General features: G+C 60.9%; 18 protein-coding genes and 2 pseudogenes. 11 read left to right on the forward strand and 9 right to left on the reverse strand.

Annotated elements, in window-relative coordinates; all coding sequences use genetic code 11:
* The first annotated feature begins 2 nt into the window (after positions 1-2).
* Entirely contained in the window at positions 3-1,376 is a 1,374-nt protein-coding gene (ppnN, locus tag ACA056_RS16750) for a nucleotide 5'-monophosphate nucleosidase PpnN (protein WP_008151729.1), read from the forward strand.
* A gap of 140 nt (positions 1,377-1,516) precedes the next feature.
* On the opposite strand, the gene ACA056_RS16755 is transcribed toward ppnN, so the two are convergent.
* The gene (locus tag ACA056_RS16755) at positions 1,517-2,578 is read right to left on the reverse strand and encodes an alpha/beta fold hydrolase (RefSeq protein ID WP_497266236.1); all 1,062 of its coding nucleotides are present in this window, start codon (positions 2,576-2,578) and stop codon (positions 1,517-1,519) included.
* Positions 2,579-2,643: 65 nt separating this feature from the next.
* Positions 2,644-2,907, reverse strand: a complete 264-nt coding sequence (locus tag ACA056_RS16760; RefSeq protein ID WP_497266238.1) for a DUF2790 domain-containing protein — start codon at positions 2,905-2,907, stop codon at positions 2,644-2,646.
* 184 nt (positions 2,908-3,091) lie between these two features.
* Between ACA056_RS16760 and ACA056_RS16765 the strand changes: the two genes are divergently transcribed.
* The 3 genes from ACA056_RS16765 (at position 3,092) to ACA056_RS16775 (ending at position 4,814) form a co-directional block, all read left to right on the forward strand.
* Entirely contained in the window at positions 3,092-3,832 is a 741-nt protein-coding gene (locus ACA056_RS16765) for a response regulator (protein WP_017339377.1), read from the forward strand.
* A gap of 197 nt (positions 3,833-4,029) precedes the next feature.
* Entirely contained in the window at positions 4,030-4,332 is a 303-nt protein-coding gene (locus ACA056_RS16770) for a phage infection protein (RefSeq protein ID WP_497266241.1), read from the forward strand.
* A gap of 257 nt (positions 4,333-4,589) precedes the next feature.
* Positions 4,590-4,814, forward strand: coding sequence for a hypothetical protein (locus tag ACA056_RS16775; RefSeq protein WP_134417138.1), 225 nt, complete (start codon positions 4,590-4,592; stop codon positions 4,812-4,814).
* 76 nt (positions 4,815-4,890) lie between these two features.
* On the opposite strand, the gene ACA056_RS16780 is transcribed toward ACA056_RS16775, so the two are convergent.
* The 7 genes and pseudogenes from ACA056_RS16780 to ACA056_RS16810 form a co-directional block, all read right to left on the reverse strand.
* Entirely contained in the window at positions 4,891-6,318 is a 1,428-nt protein-coding gene (locus ACA056_RS16780) for an FAD/NAD(P)-binding protein (protein ID WP_497266243.1), read from the reverse strand.
* 23 nt (positions 6,319-6,341) lie between these two features.
* Positions 6,342-6,425 (reverse strand): annotated as a pseudogene (locus tag ACA056_RS16785) (ABC transporter ATP-binding protein); the annotation flags it as partial.
* Positions 6,426-6,569 (reverse strand): annotated as a pseudogene (locus tag ACA056_RS16790) (AMP-binding protein); the annotation flags it as partial.
* 193 nt (positions 6,570-6,762) lie between these two features.
* A complete protein-coding gene (locus ACA056_RS16795) occupies positions 6,763-8,166 on the reverse strand; it encodes an LLM class flavin-dependent oxidoreductase (protein ID WP_497266245.1) in 1,404 nt (467 codons plus the stop codon).
* Entirely contained in the window at positions 8,166-8,603 is a 438-nt protein-coding gene (locus ACA056_RS16800; RefSeq protein WP_497266247.1) for an acyl-CoA dehydrogenase, read from the reverse strand. The genes ACA056_RS16795 and ACA056_RS16800 overlap by 1 nt, the downstream gene beginning before the upstream one ends.
* Positions 8,604-8,613: 10 nt before the next feature.
* Entirely contained in the window at positions 8,614-9,816 is a 1,203-nt protein-coding gene (locus ACA056_RS16805) for an SfnB family sulfur acquisition oxidoreductase (protein ID WP_497266249.1), read from the reverse strand.
* Between the two features lie 155 nt (positions 9,817-9,971).
* A complete protein-coding gene (locus ACA056_RS16810) occupies positions 9,972-10,535 on the reverse strand; it encodes a helix-turn-helix domain-containing protein (protein ID WP_497266251.1) in 564 nt (187 codons plus the stop codon).
* On the opposite strand from ACA056_RS16810, the gene ACA056_RS16815 reads away from it, so the two are divergent.
* The 7 genes from ACA056_RS16815 (at position 10,530) to ACA056_RS16845 (ending at position 17,889) form a co-directional block, all read left to right on the forward strand.
* Entirely contained in the window at positions 10,530-11,555 is a 1,026-nt protein-coding gene (locus ACA056_RS16815; protein ID WP_497266253.1) for a DMT family transporter, read from the forward strand. The genes ACA056_RS16810 and ACA056_RS16815 overlap by 6 nt on opposite strands.
* A 273-nt stretch (positions 11,556-11,828) precedes the next feature.
* Complete coding sequence (locus ACA056_RS16820; protein ID WP_497266255.1) at positions 11,829-14,747, forward strand: monovalent cation/H+ antiporter subunit A; 2,919 nt, start codon at positions 11,829-11,831, stop codon at positions 14,745-14,747.
* On the forward strand, positions 14,747-15,091 hold the full coding sequence (locus ACA056_RS16825) for a Na+/H+ antiporter subunit C (protein ID WP_007986256.1): 345 nt from the start codon (positions 14,747-14,749) through the stop codon (positions 15,089-15,091). Before ACA056_RS16820 ends, ACA056_RS16825 begins: the two co-directional genes overlap by 1 nt.
* Complete coding sequence (locus tag ACA056_RS16830) at positions 15,088-16,770, forward strand: monovalent cation/H+ antiporter subunit D (RefSeq protein WP_497266257.1); 1,683 nt, start codon at positions 15,088-15,090, stop codon at positions 16,768-16,770. Before ACA056_RS16825 ends, ACA056_RS16830 begins: the two co-directional genes overlap by 4 nt.
* Positions 16,767-17,255, forward strand: a complete 489-nt coding sequence (locus tag ACA056_RS16835; protein ID WP_497266259.1) for a Na+/H+ antiporter subunit E — start codon at positions 16,767-16,769, stop codon at positions 17,253-17,255. Before ACA056_RS16830 ends, ACA056_RS16835 begins: the two co-directional genes overlap by 4 nt.
* Positions 17,252-17,530 carry a K+/H+ antiporter subunit F gene (locus ACA056_RS16840; protein ID WP_497266261.1) on the forward strand — a complete coding sequence of 93 codons (279 nt, stop codon included), beginning with the start codon at positions 17,252-17,254 and terminating at the stop codon, positions 17,528-17,530. Before ACA056_RS16835 ends, ACA056_RS16840 begins: the two co-directional genes overlap by 4 nt.
* Complete coding sequence (locus tag ACA056_RS16845) at positions 17,527-17,889, forward strand: Na+/H+ antiporter subunit G (protein ID WP_497266263.1); 363 nt, start codon at positions 17,527-17,529, stop codon at positions 17,887-17,889. The genes ACA056_RS16840 and ACA056_RS16845 overlap by 4 nt, the downstream gene beginning before the upstream one ends.
* Positions 17,890-17,953: the final 64 nt, after the last annotated feature.

A 17,953-nucleotide genomic window follows, 5' to 3' on the forward strand; every position in this document is an offset into this window, starting at 1 on the left:
GAATGACCCAACGACAAGTAATCAACGCCTCGGTCAGCCCAAAAGGCAGCCTGGAAACCCTTTCTCAACGTGAAGTACAGCAACTGAGCGAAGCCGGATCCGGCAGCACCTACACCTTATTCCGCCAGTGCGCCCTGGCCATCCTCAATACCGGCGCCCATGTCGATAACGCAAAAACCATCCTTGAAGCCTACAAAGACTTCGAAATCCGCATTCACCAACAGGACCGCGGCGTACGCCTGGAACTGCTGAACGCCCCGGCCGACGCCTTCGTCGACGGCGAAATGATCGCCAGCACCCGCGAAATGCTCTTCAGCGCCCTGCGCGACATCGTCTACACCGAAAACGAACTCGACGCCCAACGCATCGACCTGAGCACCTCCCAGGGCATCAGCGACTACGTGTTCCACCTGCTGCGCAACGCCCGCACCCTGCGCCCCGGCGTCGAGCCGAAGATCGTGGTGTGCTGGGGCGGCCACTCGATCAACACCGAAGAATACAAATACACCAAGAAAGTCGGCCACGAACTGGGCCTGCGCAGCCTCGACATCTGCACCGGTTGCGGTCCTGGCGTGATGAAAGGCCCGATGAAAGGCGCGACCATCGCCCACGCCAAACAGCGTATCCACGGCGGCCGCTACCTCGGCCTGACCGAGCCGGGCATCATCGCCGCCGAAGCGCCCAACCCGATCGTCAACGAACTGGTGATTCTGCCGGACATCGAAAAACGTCTGGAAGCGTTCGTCCGCGTCGGCCACGGCATCATCATTTTCCCGGGCGGCGCCGGCACGGCCGAAGAGTTCCTGTACCTGCTCGGCATCCTGATGCACCCGGACAACGCCGGCCTGCCCTTCCCAGTGGTCCTCACCGGACCGAAACATGCCGCGCCGTATCTGGAGCAACTGGATGCATTTGTCGGTGCCACGCTGGGTGAGGCCGCGAAGCAGCACTACGAGATCATCATCGATGACCCGGCCGAAGTCGCGCGTCAAATGACTCAAGGCCTCAAGGCGGTCAAACAATTCCGCCGCGAGCGCAATGACGCGTTCCATTTCAACTGGCTGCTGAAGATCGACGAAGGCTTCCAGCGCCCGTTCGATCCAACCCACGAAAACATGGCCAACCTGAAACTGAGCCGCAACCTGCCGGCCCACGAACTGGCCGCCAACCTGCGCCGCGCGTTCTCCGGTATCGTCGCCGGCAACGTCAAGGACAAGGGCATCCGCCTGATCGAAGAACACGGGCCGTACCAGATCCGTGGCGACGCGGCGGTGATGCAACCGCTGGATCAACTGCTAAAGGCCTTCGTCGCCCAGCACCGGATGAAACTGCCAGGTGGCGCGGCGTATGTGCCGTGTTATCAAGTGGTTGCGTAACAGGCCATTCCCCCTGTGGGAGCGGGCTTGCTCGCGAAGGCGGTGTGTCAGTCGACATTAATAGTGACTGAAACTCCGCCTTCGCGAGCAAGCCCGCTCCCACATTAGATTGCTGCCTGGCTTGCAACAGGTGCGCGATCTCAGAGGTGATCCGCGTCGATCACTGCCTTGGCAAAGGCCTGCGGATCTTCCTGCGGCAAGTTGTGGCCGATGCCGCCGTTGATGAGTCGGTACTCATATTTGCCGGTGAAACGCTTGGCATAATCCTCGGCAGCCGGATGTGGCGCCCCGTTGGCATCACCTTCCATGGTGATGGTCGGCACCGTAATGACCGGGGCCTTGGCCAGCCGCTGCTCCAGCGCTTCATATTGAGGTTCGCCCTGAATCATGCCCAGCCGCCAGCGATAGTTGAAGATGGTGATAGCGACGTGGTCAGGGTTTTCCAGGGCGGCAGCACTGCGGTCGAAGGTGGCGTCGTCGAAGTTCCATTTCGGCGATGCCAGCTCCCAGATCAACTTCGCGAAGTCGTGGCGATTTTTTTCGTAACCGGCCTGGCCGCGTTCGGTAGCGAAGTAGAACTGGTACCACCATTGCAGCTCGGCCTTGGGCGGCAACGGATTCTTGCCGGCGGCCTGATTGCCGATGAGGTAGCCGCTCACCGAGACCAGCGCCTCTACCCGCTCCGGCCAGAGCGCCGAAACGATGCCCGCCGAGCGCGCGCCCCAGTCGTAGCCACCGAGCACCGCCTTCTTGATCTTGAGCGCATCCATAAAGTCGATGACATCACTGGCCAGCGCGGCAGGCTGGCCGTTGCGAACAGTCTTGTCAGACAGGAAATGCGTGTCGCCGTAGCCCCGTGCATACGGGATAAGCACCCGGTAACCCTTGGCCGCCAACAAGGGCGCCACTTCGCTATAGCTGTGAATGTCGTAGGGCCAGCCGTGCAGAAGAATCACCACCGGACCATCGGCGGGGCCGACTTCGGCGTAAGCCACATTCAGCAACCCGGCGTTGACATGCTTCAGCGGGCCGAACGAGTCCGCCTTGAGGGTGCCGGCGCTAGCCACCACTGGCTCTGGCGTCGCGGTTTGCGCATTGGCAGCACCAAGGGCACCTAACTGCATCAGCGCGAAAGCGAGGACCGATGGGCCAAAGAAACGACGACGTGAGTCGTTTTTTTTGCTCAACACATTCATCTTCATGGTGATTTCCCTGGAAGTCGTTGACCGGGTGTTTTGGATCGACAGCGATGAGCGTAGTGAAAAGACTAGCCGCCCTGATTGCCGCACTCTGCGAATTTGCTGTAATCGAGGACTTTCTGTGCGCCACTGGAATCGAGGTAGGTCAGTCGGGCATCGACAATGCCGCAATTGCCGCCGCCGTTGTCGACGAGGGAAACCACTTTCTTGATATCCAGGTGGGTGCCGTGAGAAGTTGTCTGCGACGGCGCTTGAACATCGGCATGGGCCGAAAACGCTGCAACGTTCAGGACCGCGAAGAAGCTGGCGGCAATCAGTTTGTTCCAGTTCATGGTGATTTCCTCAGGGTTGCAATGGGCAGTGTTTGTGAGGCAAGTCGCGTTGTCTCGATGGAACCCATTTAATCGGCCCGAAGTATCTGCCATGTGTCGTAGAACCGGGCGTATTAAGGCGTAAGGTGTCACACAGGGCGCCAGATACAGTGCGATACAAAGCGAATAACAAGAGGCTTGAGCGATGGAACATGTGAACCACATCCTGATCGTCGACGACGACCGGGAGATTCGCGAGCTGGTCGGCAATTACCTGAAAAAGAACGGCCTGCGCACCACCGTCGTCGCCGATGGTCGGCAGATGCGCAGCTTTCTGGAAACCAATCAGGTGGACCTGATTGTGCTGGACATCATGATGCCTGGCGATGACGGCCTGCTGCTGTGCCGCGAATTGCGCTCGGGCAAACACAAAGCCACGCCGATCCTGATGCTCACCGCACGCAACGACGAAACCGATCGCATCCTCGGCTTGGAAATGGGTGCCGACGACTACCTGACCAAACCCTTCGCCGCCCGCGAACTGCTGGCGCGGATCAACGCCGTGTTGCGCCGCACCCGGATGCTGCCGCCCAACCTGCTGATCACCGAAAGCGGCCGGTTGCTGGGCTTCGGCCGCTGGCGCCTGGACACCACCGCCCGGCACTTGCTCGACGAAGACGGCACGATGGTGGCCCTCAGTGGCGCCGAATACCGTCTGCTGCGGGTGTTCCTCGACCACCCGCAACGGGTGCTCAGCCGTGACCAGTTGCTCAACCTGACCCAGGGCCGCGACGCCGATCTGTTTGACCGCTCGATTGATTTGCTGGTCAGCCGTTTGCGCCAGCGATTGATGGATGACTCACGGGAGTCGACTTATATCAAAACCGTGCGCAGCGAAGGCTACGTATTCTCCTACCCGGTGGAATTGCTCGGCGCAGAATCATGAAGCTCTCCGCCAGCAGAACCTGAGGAGACTTTTTCATAGGGTTTTGTATCCGTCTGTATAAGAAACCGCGACAGATACGCAGACACCGATTTCGGCTTGTTCGAGCACACATCACCGATACACCCGAGCGTTTAACTGTGATCACCGGATAGCAGCAGCTACCGACCCACTCAAACTAAACGCACGGAGAATTACCCATGTTCAACTTCTCGAAAGTCTCGTCCCTGGCACTCGGTCTGGCACTGGTTAGTGGTCTCGGCCTGTCGAGCCTGGCGTCGGCCAAACCCGTTAGCGCTGTTTCCCACAGCCAGATCCAGCAACTCCTGGTGGAAGGTGGTTCTGATCGGCTGCAACAGAACCGCGTCGCTGAAGGCGGTGCCGAGCGGCTGCAAGAACTGCGCGAACGTGTCGCACTGATCAGCCCGAGCAACGCAGTGCGCGGCGGTGTGGTCGTCGCTGAAAACCGTCCTGAATTCGGTTCGAAATATCAGCGGTATTGATTGAGGTCCACACACAACAAAGATCAATTGTGGGAGCGAGCCTGCTCGCGATAAGGCACTGTCAGTCAACATCATTGTTGAATGACACACCGCCATCGCGAGCAGGCTCGCTCCCACATTTTGATTGTGTTTTGTAGCACACACCGCTGACGGCGGATCAACGCGCTCGATAACAACTATGCGTCAGGGTGTTTTTTCATCGCGACGCTCCAGCACTACAGTGGGCCCATCTTCTCCCCACGCTCTGGAGCACCATCATGAAAAGCATCATCGGTCTTGGTTTCGCCCTTTCGGTTCTTGGCGCTACCTCCGCCATCGCCGCCCCACACGCCACCTCGCAAGTCGTTGCCGCGGCCAAAGTCAGCCAACCGGCCACATTGAATGTGAACACCGTCGGCGTTGATCACAAAGACAGCCAGGCGAGCACACTCTACGTCGCTGAAAACCGCCCTGAGTTCGGTTCGAAGTATCAGCGTTATTGATCAACGGCTTTGCACCGCTTGAAACAACAAACCCCGGGTAGATCCGATCTACCCGGGGTTTGTTGTTTCTGAAGGTTTAGCCCGCCAACCGCGCCGCCAGCGCCTTGGCCTGGCTCGCGACGTCGGTCACTGCCGTGCTTTCCCACCACATGCCGCGCAACGGTGGGCCCATGGCGAACAGACGGCTGGCGGCTTGTTCATCGGCATCCAGCACCGCGCCGTCGACTGCCGCCGCAATCCCCAGCGCCAACGGCCCGGGCCGGACAAGTCCGCGGGCCAGCAGTTGCTGTGGCAGCGGTCGGGCGACCCGCCGCCAGTCGTATTCGATGCCGCTGGAATTGATCAATGCCGCGCCGCTGACAACGGTAGTTTCTGCTTCACCTCGACGGCGGATGCGGATACTGACTTCACCGCCCGAAGAAGGCTCCAACCCTTTGAACGACGCGGCCTGAATCCGCAACCGCCCTTCCTTGTGCAACCGTTCCACCAGTTCGGCACTCAACGGCGGCGAGCGGTGGTGATGGCTTTCCCACCACGGCCGCACATGCCGCACGAACTGCCGACGCTGCACGTCCGTTGCCTGATTCCACAAGCGGCCGATGTGCGCCCGTACGGTGTCGAGCGGCGCCTGCCAGTCGATGCCTTGAGCGATGGCGTCCCGGCAATGCCGACGCAGTTCGCGCACCAGCTGTCGCGGTGTGCGAATGCTCTGATCCTTGGCGAGAAAATCCACCCAGACCGGAGGTTGCCGACGCACGTGAGGCAGCAAGCCATGCCGGGAAAACACTTCGATCGGCCCGCGATGCCCGGCCTGTTCCAGCGACACCACGGCATCGACCATGGTCAGGCCCGAACCGATGATCAGCACCGTCGACTGCGGATCGAGTTGCTGCATGGCCGCGACATCCCACGGATCAAGCGCAGCGGCGTTCAAGCCGCTGGATTCGGTCTGGGGCGTGCGCGCAGCGGGGAACATCCCCGTGGCCAACACCGCATAAGCGCCCTGCAAGTGTTGCCCGTCACTCAACGTCAGCAACACAGAATCATCCGCCGTTTGCAGGTCAATCACCTCGGCCCGCACATGCTCGACCGTTGAACCGTTCAACACCCCCACCGCTTGCGCTTCCGCCAGGCGCTGCCGCACGTACAGACCGAAAATCCCCCGGGGCGGGAACAATTCGCTGACCGGCACATGTTGCTCGTCAGACTCCGCCCAGCCACCGGCCGCGATGTACTCGGTCAGCCATTGGGTCAGGTCGTCGGCGTTGTCCGGGTCGACGCTCATCCGCGCCGCATTGCCGTTGAGCGTATGGCCCAATTCGACCGCGCTGTACGCCTCGCCCCGTCCCAGTTCGGCGCGGGGTTCGATCACCAGCACCTGGCGTTTGCCCGGCAGGCGCAGCAACTGCGCCGCCAGCATTGCGCCGCTGAGGCCGCCGCCGACGATCAGGATGTCCGCGTGGCGAATGGCGTCGGTGGCCTGTCCGCTTTCGGTTTCAGTCATGGCGTTCTCACTGATCAATGTTTCATCTCGAAAATCTCCTGGACGATAATAGGCGCCAAACCCATGGAAGGTTCATCAAGCAGTACCAAAGTAGGTCGCGTCAGCAATTGGCCATGACGTTTGTGCCGCAAGGCCGGTTGCAAGGATCTGACCTGAGCCCAGTGGCGCAATTGCTCCAAAGCCTTGGGCAGATCGACCCGCCACTCTGCAGTGTCCGCGATTGGCGGACGTTTGAGTTCGTGCACGCTCATGGGATTGACCTCCTGTTCATGGGCAAAAGCGCGCGGTGGTCCGCCGGGCTGAGATCTATGGAACGACGCTGATCCAATGTGGGAGCGAGCCTGCTCGCGATGGCGGTGGATCAGGCAACATCTATGTTAAATGTACCGGCCTCTTCGCGAGCAGGCTCGCTCCCACAGGGGATTTGTGTGGTGTTCGAGTCTTCTATGCGGACGCGACTTTCTTCTCCTGCTGCCGCAACGCCGCCAGGTCTCGATAACCCGCGCCCGGATGGATCTCCGGCAATCGCGGCCCTTCGCCAAACAACTTCTCGCGCAAGGTCCCCGGCGCGTATTCGGTTTTGTAGACCCCACGTTTCTGCAGCTCCGGCACCAGCAGTTCTACAGCGTCGATGAAGGTCTCGTGCGTCAATGCATAGGCGAGGTTAAAGCCGTCCACATCAGTCTCCTCGACCCACTCCTGCAACAAGTCGGCGACTGTCTCCGGGCTGCCTACAAACAACGGACCAAATCCGCCAATGCCGACCCAGTCAGCCAATTCGTTAGGGGTCCAGACCTTGTTCGGGTCCGCCGTGGAGAACGCTTCCACCGCCGATTGAATGGCGTTGGTGTGCACGTGTTTGAGCGGTTCATCCGGTTTGAACTGGCTGAAATCGATCTCGGTCCAGCCAGAGATCAACGCCATCGCGCCTTCGTAGCTGACCCAGGTTTTGTATTCCTCAAACTTGGCTTTGGCCTTGGCGTCGGTCTCGCCAAGGATCACGGTTTGCAGGTTGAAGATCAGAATCTTCGACGGATCGCGTCCGGCTTCGGCAGCCCGACGACGGATGTCGGCAACGGTTTTCTTCAGCAGCACTTTCGACGGCGCAGCGACGAACACGCACTCGGCATGCTCGGCCGCGAATTGCTTGCCGCGACTGGATGCGCCAGCCTGATAGAGAACCGGCGTGCGTTGCGGCGAGGGTTCGCAAAGATGAATGCCCGGCACCTGGAAGTGTTTACCGATGTGCTGGATTTCGTGGATTTTGCTTGGGTCGCTGAAAATGCGCCGCTCGCGATCGCGCAGGATCGCACCCTCTTCCCAACTGCCTTCCCACAGTTTGTAGCAAACCTCCAAATACTCTTCGGCGAAGTCGTAACGGGCGTCGTGTTCGGTCTGGTTTTTCTGGCCGAGGTTCTTCGCACCGCTTTCCAGATAAGAGGTGACGATGTTCCAGCCGGCACGGCCCTTGGTCAGATGGTCGAGCGTCGACAGGCGTCGGGCGAACGGGTACGGATGTTCGAAGGACAGCGAGGCCGTCAGGCCGAATCCCAGATGCTCGGTGACCAGCGCCATCGGCGGAATCAATTGCAGCGGATCGTTGACCGGCACCTGCGCCGCCTGACGGATCGCCGCGTCACCGTTGCCGTTATAAACGTCGTAGATGCCCAGCACGTCGGCGATGAATAAACCGTCAAACTTGCCGCGCTCGAGGATTTTCGCCAGATCGGTCCAGTACTCCAGATCCTTGTACTGCCAGGAGCGATCCCGCGGATGCGCCCACAACCCCGGCGACTGGTGGCCGACGCAGTTCATGTCAAACGCGTTGAGACGAATTTCGCGGCCCATCAAACAGCACTCCTGAAGCTTGGGGGATGGATGCCGTTGAGGCGGAAATTACCGATGAGGTGGAGTTTTCGGTGCAATGGGTCATGCAACGATCCGGGCAACACGGTGCGTTGGCCGGTGAGTTCGAATTCAGCGTTGCTGACGGCATTTAGCGCGTCGGCGCTGGCCAGGTGCGACTCGGCGATGGCGACGCTAATTTCCGTGTCGTCATCAACGCTGTTCAGAAAATCTTCGGCACGCTCGAGCAGCGCGGCGGCGACTTCAATGCGGATGTGCAAATCGCCGAAGCGGCTGATGACGTAAGGGTCATCCGTGGTTTGAGTCTGCTGACGGACGAAACGCAACGTCGCATCAAGCACGCTGCGAGCGTTGTGCAAATCATGCTGACTTTTGGCCAGGGGCTGCCCGGCAACAATCGGTTGAGTCAAAGCGTTCATGGTGGACTCCTCAGTTCCAGGCGTGGCGCGCAGGCTTCACGCCGTTGAGCAAGTAGTTGCCGATCAGGTGGTATTTCCAGCGTGCCGGATCGTGCAGGGTGTGCGTCCGGGCGTTGCGCCAGTGGCGGTCGAGGTTGTATTTGCCGAGCACCGAGCGAGTACCGGCCAGTTCAAAGAGTTTGCTGCTGGCAAGCAAGGCGATCTCGGCGGACAGCACTTTGGCCTGAGCGACCACCACCGAAGCACGGGCCACCGTGTCTTCGTTGGGGTTGAGCAAGGCATGGTCGATTGCGCGGCCGGCCTTTTTGAGGATCGCTTCAGTACCGTGGACTCGCCATTCCAAGTCGCCGATCGCGGCGATGCTGAACGGGTCCTGCCAGCCGTGATCCTGTCCGCTGTCGATCCAGGGTCGGGCTTCGCGGGCGTAGCGTTTGGTTTCTTCCAGGGCGCCGACGGCAATGCCGGTGTCCACGGCCGCCTGAATGATTTGTGAAATCGGGCCATCGGCGGTGGGCTCGTCGAAAGCTTTGTGAGCCGGAATGACCGCGCTGAGCGGTACTTTCACTGCGTTCAAAGTGACGCCGCCGCTGGCCGTGGTGCGCTGGCCGAAACCGTCCCAGCTGTCGATGACGGTCAAGCCGGGAGTGTCACGCTCGATGAAGGCAATGAAGGCCTTGTTCTCTTCATTAACCGCCACCGCTGGCACGATGTGCGCGAACAGAGCGCCGGTGCAGTAGAACTTTTCGCCGTCGATTTGTGCGGTGTCTTTATCGAAACGGATTCGGGTTTCGAAGGCCCCGGCGTTTTTGCTTTTGGATTCGGAGAAAGCGTTGCCGAAACGGTAGCCCTGCAGGACTTTGCCGAAGTAGTAGCGCTTCTGCTCTTCGGTGGCGGTTTGCAGCAGGATGTCGAGTACGCCGAGGTGGTTTTGTGGGATCTGGCCGAGGGATGAGTCGGCGGCGGAAATGATCTTGATTACTTCGGCGACGGTCACGTAGGACACGCCAGCGCCGCCGTATTCCTTGGGAACGGTGATACCCCAGAGGCCGCTGGCGGAAAACTCGTCGAGCTCGGCGACTGGCAGGCGTCGCTCGCGATCCCGCACGCTGGCTTCGATGGCAAAGCGTGCTGCGAGCTTGTGGGCGACGGCAATCGCCTCGGCGTCCGAGCGGATCACATGGGCGGTGCGAGGGGGTTGGGCAGAGGCTGTCATGGGCCGACTCCGGGATCTGGTGAATGCACCAGAGCTTTTGCAGGAGTCGTGCCTGAAACAAAATCACTTTATTTTCAATATGTTAAATAATTATCCGAGAAAGGCTCGCAGCTTTAAAACAGCAAAGTGTCTATCCAGTGTTGATCCGCAAACAGTTAGATCACCACATTTCGCACAAACCGCGCCGCCACCGGCCCATCGTTACGATAGGCGTGGGGCTGGTTGCTGGCGAACATGTAGAACTCACCGGCAGCGATCTCATGGGGTGTATCACCCAGCATCAGCGTCAGGCAGCCTTCAAACACGTAGATCTGCTCACTCCAACCCTCGGCATCCGGTTGCGACGGATAAATCTCCCCTGGTTGCAGGCACCATTCCCACTGTTCCACCTCGCGGGTAGCGGTGGCTTTGGAGAGTAAAACGGCTTTGCTGCCAGGAATCGTCCCGGCCCAGGCCACTTCGTTGATGCGGCTCGGGTCGCGTGCGTCCGGGGCCTGGATCAGGTCGCTGAACGCCACGTCCAGCGCTTCGGCCACGCGGTCGAGGGTGGTCAGGCTGACGTTCTTCTCGCCGGCCTCGATCGCCACTAGCATCCGGCGGCTGACACCGGATTTTTCCGCCAGAGTTGCCTGGCTCATGTCGGCGGCGTGGCGCAAGCGTCGAACGTTCTGGCTGACGTGCTGGAGGACCGAAGCCCGCTGGGTAGAATCTTTGTGCACTATATTGCTCACTTGGTGGGGTTGGGCAGTATACTGCGCAACATTCGGCGCATTGTGCGTCCCCCTCAGGTAGCGCGCAAGGTCATGACGTCGGTGAATACCCCTTACACTTCCTCCCGTTTCTCGCGGTTCAGCAAGGCCGAGTGCGTGCTGGTGCTGATCACCATGGTCTGGGGCGGCACCTTCTTGCTGGTGCAGCACGCGATGACCGTCAGCGGGCCAATGTTCTTCGTCGGTCTGCGCTTTGCCGCCGCGGCGATCATTGTTGCGCTGTTTTCCTGGCGACACTTGCGTGACCTGACCCTGTTCGAAATGAAAGCCGGGGCCTTTATCGGTGTGGCGATCATGCTCGGTTATGGTTTGCAGACCGTCGGGTTGCAGAGCATTCCCAGCAGTCAGTCGGCGTTTATTACTGCGTTGTACGTGCCCTTCGTGCCGTTGTTGCAATGGCTGGTGCTGGGGCGGCGTCCGGGGTTGATGCCGAGCATCGGGATCATGTTGGCGTTTACCGGGTTGATGTTGCTGTCAGGACCGGCCGGCGCTTCTTTCAATTTCAGCCCGGGTGAAATCGCGACGTTGATCAGCGCCGTGGCGATTGCGGCGGAGATCATTCTGATCAGCACGTATGCCGGCCAGGTCGATGTGCGGCGAGTGACGGTGGTGCAATTGGCGGTCACCTCGGCGTTGGCGTTTTTGATGGTGGTGCCGACTCAGGAAAGGATCCCGGACTTCTCCTGGCTGCTGTTATGCAGCGCGTTGGGCCTGGGCGCGGCCAGTGCGGCGATTCAAGTGGCGATGAACTGGGCGCAGCAGAGTGTTTCGCCGACCCGGGCGACGTTGATTTATGCCGGCGAGCCGGTTTGGGCTGGGATTGTCGGAAGGATCGCGGGTGAACGGTTGCCGGCGATTGCGCTGGTGGGTGCAGGATTGATTGTGGTGGCGGTGATTGTCAGCGAGTTGAAGACCAAGGGTAAGGCTGTTGCGGCTGAGGAAGAGTTGGAACAGGAAACGCAGGGTTAAGCCCTCAAGATCGGTGGTGCCTGGTAAATAGCTTTCGCGAGCAGGCTCGCTTCCACATTGGTTCTGTGTTGTGCCGCGATGGTATGAACACCGCTGGACCTTGTGGGAGCGAGCCTGCTCGCGAAGGGGCCAGATCCGCTGAACACCCCCCTTCGAAACAATGTGAATCAGGTTTTTTCCGTCTACCTTGTAGGATTCTGCGACAGCTTGGCGTTTGGTGATCCGGGAACTGGCACGTATGATGCTTTACAAACTTCCGCAGATTAGAAGCCTATGTCCCTGATAGTTCTACTGCTTCTGCCTTTTATCGGCAGCTGTCTGGCAGCCTTGCTGCCGCACAACGCGCGTAACACCGAATCTTTGTTGGCTGGCCTGGTTGCCTTGATAGGCACCGTTCAGGTCGCCCTGCTGTACCCGCAAATCGCCGATGGCGGCGTGATCCGCGAAGAATTTTTCTGGTTGCCCAGCCTGGGCCTGAACTTCGTCCTGCGCATGGACGGTTTCGCCTGGCTGTTCTCGATGCTGGTGCTGGGCATCGGCACGCTGGTTTCGTTGTACGCCCGCTACTACATGTCGCCGGACGATCCGGTGCCACGGTTCTTCGCATTTTTCCTGGCATTCATGGGCGCCATGCTCGGGCTGGTGATCTCCGGCAACCTGATCCAGATCGTGTTTTTCTGGGAGCTGACCAGCCTCTTTTCATTTCTGTTGATCGGTTACTGGCACCACCGCGCCGATGCGCGTCGCGGTGCTTATATGGCGCTGATGGTCACCGGCGCAGGCGGTTTGTGCTTGCTGGCGGGGGTCATGCTGCTCGGCCATGTGGTCGGCAGCTATGACCTGGACAAGGTCCTGGCCGCCGGCGATCTGATTCGCGCGCACACCCTCTACCCTATTCTGCTACCCCTGATCCTGATCGGTGCCCTGAGCAAAAGCGCGCAATTCCCCTTCCATTTCTGGCTGCCCCACGCCATGGCGGCACCGACTCCGGTTTCGGCCTATCTGCACTCGGCGACCATGGTCAAGGCCGGGGTGTTTCTACTCGCACGACTGTGGCCGTCGCTGTCCGGCAGTGAAGAATGGTTCTACATCGTCAGCGGCGCCGGTGCCTGCACCCTGTTGCTCGGCGCGTACTGCGCGATGTTCCAGAACGACCTCAAGGGTTTGCTGGCCTATTCGACCATCAGCCACCTCGGTCTGATCACCCTGCTGCTGGGCCTGAACAGTCCGCTGGCCGCCGTGGCCGCAGTGTTCCACATTCTCAACCACGCCACGTTCAAGGCTTCGCTGTTCATGGCCGCCGGAATCATCGACCACGAAAGCGGCACCCGGGATATCCGCAAGCTCAGCGGCCTGATCAAGCTGATCCCTTTCACGGCCACCCTGGCCATGGTCGCCAGCGCCTCGATGGCCGGTGTGCCGCTGCTCAACGGCTTCCTCTCCAAAGAGATGTTCTTCGCCGAAACCGTGTTCATCAATGCCACGGCCTGGATCGAAATGACGCTGCCCATCGTCGCGACCATCGCCGGCACTTTCAGCGTCGCCTACTCGCTGCGCTTTACCGTCGACGTGTTCTTCGGCCCGACCTCCACCGACCTGCCGCACACGCCGCACGAGCCGCCCCGCTGGATGCGCGCGCCGGTGGAGTTGTTGGTATTCGCCTGCCTGGTCGTGGGGATTTTCCCGGCGCAGGTGGTCGGCCCGTTGCTGGCCGCCGCTGCCCTGCCGGTGGTGGGCGGCACCTTGCCTGAATACAGCCTGGCGATCTGGCACGGCTGGAACGCGCCAATGATCATGAGCCTGATCACCATGTCCTGCGGCATCGTGCTTTATCTGCTGTTGCGCAATCAGCTCAAACACGGGCGTTTCAAGTACCCGCCGATCATTGGCCGGTTCAACGGCAAGCGCCTGTTCGAACGCAGCCTGGTGATCATGATGCGCCTGGCCCGTCGTCTCGAGCGGCGGATCAGCACCAAGCGCCTGCAAACCCAATTGTTCCTGTTGGTGCTCGCGGCCGTGTTGGCCGGGTTAATCCCGATGCTCCACAGCAGCCTGAGCTGGGGCGACCGGCCGAAGATTCCGGGGTCGATCGTGTTCGTGACCCTCTGGCTGCTGGCGATTGCCTGCGCCCTCGGCGCGGCGTGGCAGGCCAAGTATCACCGGCTCGCGGCCCTGACCATGGTCAGCGTCTGCGGCCTGATGACCTGCATCACCTTCGTCTGGTTCTCGGCACCGGACCTGGCCTTGACGCAACTGGCGGTCGAAGTGGTGACCACGGTGCTGATCCTGCTGGGCTTGCGCTGGTTGCCTCGACGGATTGAAGAGGTCTCGCCGCTGCCAAGCAGCCTGCGCAAGGCGCGCATCCGCCGTATCCGCGACTTGCTGCTGTCGACCGTGGTTGGTGGCGGCATGGCGTTGCTGGCCTACGCGATGCTGACGCGCCAGACGCCGAACCACATTTCTTCGTTCTACCTCAGCCGTGCCCTGCCCGAGGGCGGCGGCAGCAACGTGGTCAACGTGATGCTGGTGGACTTCCGCGGCTTCGACACCCTCGGCGAAATCACCGTTCTGGTGGCGGTGGCATTGACCGTGTTCGCCCTGCTGCGACGCTTCCGCCCGCCAAAAGAAAGCCTGCAGTTGCCGGCCCAGCAGCGTCTGCTGGCACCGGACGTGGTGACCGATCTGGTCAACCCGCGTCACGCCAGCGACACCGCGCTCGGTTTCATGATGGTGCCGGCGGTGCTGGTTCGCCTGCTGCTGCCGATCGCATTTGTCGTGTCGGTCTACCTGTTCATGCGCGGGCACAATCAACCGGGCGGCGGCTTTGTCGCAGGCCTGGTGATGTCGGTGGCGTTCATCCTGCAATACATGGTCGCCGGCACCCAGTGGATCGAGGCGCAGATGAGCCTGCGACCGTTGCGCTGGATGGGCACCGGCCTGCTGTTTGCCACGGTCACCGGGCTCGGGGCGATGGCCGTCGGTTATCCGTTCCTGACCACCCACACCTGGCATTTTGAACTGCCGGTGTTCGGTGACATTCACATCGCCAGTGCGCTGTTCTTCGACATTGGCGTGTACGCCGTGGTGGTCGGTTCGACCCTGTTGATTCTCACCGCCCTCGCTCACCAATCGGTACGGGGTCACAAGACCGCTGCCCTGCCTCGATCCGTCGCCACGCAAGGAACCGTCTGATGGAAGAAGTCATCGCAATCGCCATCGGCGTGCTGGCCGCGTCCGGCGTCTGGCTGATCCTGCGGCCACGGACGTTTCAGGTGGTGATGGGCCTGTGCCTGCTGTCCTACGGCGTCAACCTGTTCATCTTCAGCATGGGCAGCCTGTTCATCGGCAAGGAGCCGATCATCAAGGACGGCGTGCCGCAGGACCTGTTGCACTACACCGACCCGCTGCCGCAAGCGCTGGTGCTGACCGCCATCGTGATCAGCTTCGCCATGACCGCGCTGTTTCTGGTGGTGCTACTGGCCTCTCGGGGCCTGACCGGTACCGACCATGTGGATGGCCGGGAGCCTAAAGAATGAATCTGATGCCGCACCTGATCGCTGCACCGATTCTGCTGCCGCTGCTGACCGCCGCCGTGATGCTGATGCTGGGGGAGAAACACCGTCCGCTGAAGGCCAAGATCAACCTGTTTTCCAGCCTGGTGGGGTTGGGCATTGCCGTGCTGTTGCTGCAATGGACTCAGGAGACGGGCGTCCCCGGTTCCATCGGCGTGTACCTGCCGGGCAACTGGCAGGTGCCGTTCGGTATCGTGCTGGTGGTCGATCGACTGTCGGCGCTGATGCTGGTGCTGACCGGGATCATCGGCGTCAGCGCCCTGCTGTTCGCCATGGCCCGTTGGGACGGCGCCGGTTCGAGTTTCCACGCACTGTTCCAGATTCAGATGATGGGCCTGTACGGCGCGTTCCTGACGGCGGACCTGTTCAACCTGTTTGTGTTTTTTGAAGTGTTGCTCGCGGCCTCTTATGGCCTGATGCTGCACGGTTCGGGTCGGTCGCGGGTGTCGTCGGGGCTGCATTACATCTCGATCAACCTGCTGGCCTCGTCACTGTTTCTGATCGGCGCGGCGCTGATCTACGGCGTCACCGGCACCCTGAACATGGCCGACCTGGCGCTGAAAATCCCGCTGGTGCCGGAAGCCGATCGCGGCCTGCTGCATGCCGGCGCCGGGATTCTGGCCGTGGCGTTCCTGGCCAAGGCCGGGATGTGGCCGCTGAACTTCTGGCTGGTGCCGGCCTATTCCGCGGCGAGCGCGCCGGTGGCGGCGATGTTCGCGATCATGACCAAGGTCGGCGTCTACACCTTGCTGCGCTTGTGGACCTTGCTCTTCTCGGGTCAGGCCGGCGCCTCGGCCTACTTTGGCGGCGACTGGCTGATCTACGGCGGCATGGCGACCATCGTCTGCGCCGCCGTGGCGATCCTCGCCGCACAACGACTGGAGCGCCTGGCCAGCCTGAGTATTCTGGTGTCGGCCGGGATTCTGCTGTCGGCCATCGGTTTCGCCCAGCCCAACCTGATCGGCGCGGCGCTGTTCTATCTGGTCAGCTCGACCCTGGCGTTGAGCGCGTTGTTCCTGTTGGCCGAGTTGATCGAACGTTCGCGTTCAGCCAATGAAATGCCGTTGTTCGATGACGGCGATCTGCCGCGACCGATGGAATCCTTGCAGCCACCCAAAGGCATCAACCTCGATGACGAGCAGAAAGCCGTGGTCGGCCAGGTGATTCCCTGGACCATGGCGTTCCTCGGGTTGAGCTTCATTGCCTGCTCGCTGCTGATCATCGGCATGCCGCCACTCTCTGGATTCATTGGCAAACTCGGCTTGCTCAGCGCCCTGCTCAATCCGCTGGGCCTGGGCAATGGCAGCGATGAGCCGGTTTCCAATGCCGCGTGGGGCTTGCTGGCGTTGCTGATCCTCTCCGGGCTGGCGTCGTTGATCGCGTTCTCGCGCTTGGGCATCCAGCGCTTCTGGACACCCGAGGAGCGGCCGTCGCCGCTGCTGCGACGTTTCGAATGCGTGCCGATCATCGCGCTGCTGAGTTTGAGCATTGTGCTGACCTTCAAGGCTGAACCGCTGCTGCGCTACACCCAGGCGGCCGCCCAAGCTTTGAACAACCCGCAGCAATACGTGATGGCGGTGCTCGGCACCCGTGCGATTCCAAGCCCGGAAGCCAAAGCCGCGGTAGCGGAGGTGCAACCATGAAGCGACTGTTTCCTGCTCCGTGGTTGTCGCTGGCGCTGTGGTTGCTGTGGCTGGTGCTGAATCTGTCGATGAGCCCCGGTAATCTGCTGCTGGGCGCGGTGCTGGGGTTTTGCGCGCCGCTGATGATGCGCAAGCTGCGACCGCTGCCGATTCGTATTCGTCGGCCGGGCGTGATTGTGCGTTTGTTCTTTCTGGTCGGTCGCGATGTGGTGGTGTCAAACCTCGTCGTGGCCTGGGGCGTGCTCAACGCCGGTCGCCGTCCACCGCGCTCGCGCTTCATCAAGGTGCCGCTGGACTTGCGTGACGCCAACGGCCTGGCCGCGTTGTCGATGATCTGCACGGTGATTCCCGGCACCGTGTGGTCGGAACTGGCGCTGGACCGCAGCATTCTGTTGCTGCACGTCTTCGATCTGGATGACGAAGCGCTGTTCATCCGGCACTTCAAGGCGACCTACGAGCGCCCCTTGATGGAGATCTTCGAATGAGCGCCTTGCTGTCGAACGCAATCCTGCTGAGCCTGTTCATTTTTTCACTGGCGATGATCCTGACGCTGATCCGGCTGTTCAAGGGCCCGGCGGCGCAGGACCGGGTTCTGGCGCTGGATTACCTGTACATCATCGCGATGCTGATGATGCTGGCGCTGGGCATCCGTTATGCCAGTGACACTTACTTCGAGGCAGCGCTGCTGATTGCGCTGTTCGGTTTCGTCGGCTCGTTTGCCCTGGCGAAATTCCTGCTGCGTGGCGAGGTGATCGAATGAGCGCTGAACTGTCTTTGTGGGTTGAAATTCCGGTGGCGATCCTGCTGGTGCTCAGCAGTCTGTTTGCGCTGATCGGCGCGGTTGGACTGGTGCGAATGAAGGACTACTTCCAGCGCATGCACCCGCCCGCGCTGGCGTCGACATTGGGTGCCTGGTGCGTGGCGCTGGCCTCGATCATTTACTTTTCGGCGCTCAAGTCCGGGCCGGTACTGCATGCCTGGCTGATTCCGATTCTGTTGTCGCTGACGGTGCCGGTGACCACGCTGTTGCTGGCGCGGGCGGCGCTGTTTCGCAAGCGCATGGCGGGAGATGATGTGCCGGCCGAGGTGAGCAGTCGGCGCACGGAAAGCGGGAGTTAAGTTCGTAGATTTGTATTGATTGTGAGGGCCTCTTCGCGAGCAGGCTCGCTCCCACAGTTGATCT

This window comes from Pseudomonas sp. LBUM1666 (genome assembly GCF_059695775.1).

What these genes read in the sequence shown, in the direction of transcription:
- ppnN (WP_008151729.1), top strand. Translation starts at nt 3, where the DNA reads ATGACCCAACGACAAGTAATCAACGCCTCGGTCAGCCCAAAAGGCAGC.
- ACA056_RS16755 (WP_497266236.1), bottom strand. Translation starts at nt 2,578, where the DNA reads ATGAAGATGAATGTGTTGAGCAAAAAAAACGACTCACGTCGTCGTTTC.
- ACA056_RS16760 (WP_497266238.1), bottom strand. Translation starts at nt 2,907, where the DNA reads ATGAACTGGAACAAACTGATTGCCGCCAGCTTCTTCGCGGTCCTGAAC.
- ACA056_RS16765 (WP_017339377.1), top strand. Translation starts at nt 3,092, where the DNA reads ATGGAACATGTGAACCACATCCTGATCGTCGACGACGACCGGGAGATT.
- ACA056_RS16770 (WP_497266241.1), top strand. Translation starts at nt 4,030, where the DNA reads ATGTTCAACTTCTCGAAAGTCTCGTCCCTGGCACTCGGTCTGGCACTG.
- ACA056_RS16775 (WP_134417138.1), top strand. Translation starts at nt 4,590, where the DNA reads ATGAAAAGCATCATCGGTCTTGGTTTCGCCCTTTCGGTTCTTGGCGCT.
- ACA056_RS16780 (WP_497266243.1), bottom strand. Translation starts at nt 6,318, where the DNA reads ATGACTGAAACCGAAAGCGGACAGGCCACCGACGCCATTCGCCACGCG.
- ACA056_RS16795 (WP_497266245.1), bottom strand. Translation starts at nt 8,166, where the DNA reads ATGGGCCGCGAAATTCGTCTCAACGCGTTTGACATGAACTGCGTCGGC.
- ACA056_RS16800 (WP_497266247.1), bottom strand. Translation starts at nt 8,603, where the DNA reads ATGAACGCTTTGACTCAACCGATTGTTGCCGGGCAGCCCCTGGCCAAA.
- ACA056_RS16805 (WP_497266249.1), bottom strand. Translation starts at nt 9,816, where the DNA reads ATGACAGCCTCTGCCCAACCCCCTCGCACCGCCCATGTGATCCGCTCG.
- ACA056_RS16820 (WP_497266255.1), top strand. Translation starts at nt 11,829, where the DNA reads ATGTCCCTGATAGTTCTACTGCTTCTGCCTTTTATCGGCAGCTGTCTG.
- ACA056_RS16825 (WP_007986256.1), top strand. Translation starts at nt 14,747, where the DNA reads ATGGAAGAAGTCATCGCAATCGCCATCGGCGTGCTGGCCGCGTCCGGC.
- ACA056_RS16830 (WP_497266257.1), top strand. Translation starts at nt 15,088, where the DNA reads ATGAATCTGATGCCGCACCTGATCGCTGCACCGATTCTGCTGCCGCTG.
- ACA056_RS16835 (WP_497266259.1), top strand. Translation starts at nt 16,767, where the DNA reads ATGAAGCGACTGTTTCCTGCTCCGTGGTTGTCGCTGGCGCTGTGGTTG.
- ACA056_RS16840 (WP_497266261.1), top strand. Translation starts at nt 17,252, where the DNA reads ATGAGCGCCTTGCTGTCGAACGCAATCCTGCTGAGCCTGTTCATTTTT.
- ACA056_RS16845 (WP_497266263.1), top strand. Translation starts at nt 17,527, where the DNA reads ATGAGCGCTGAACTGTCTTTGTGGGTTGAAATTCCGGTGGCGATCCTG.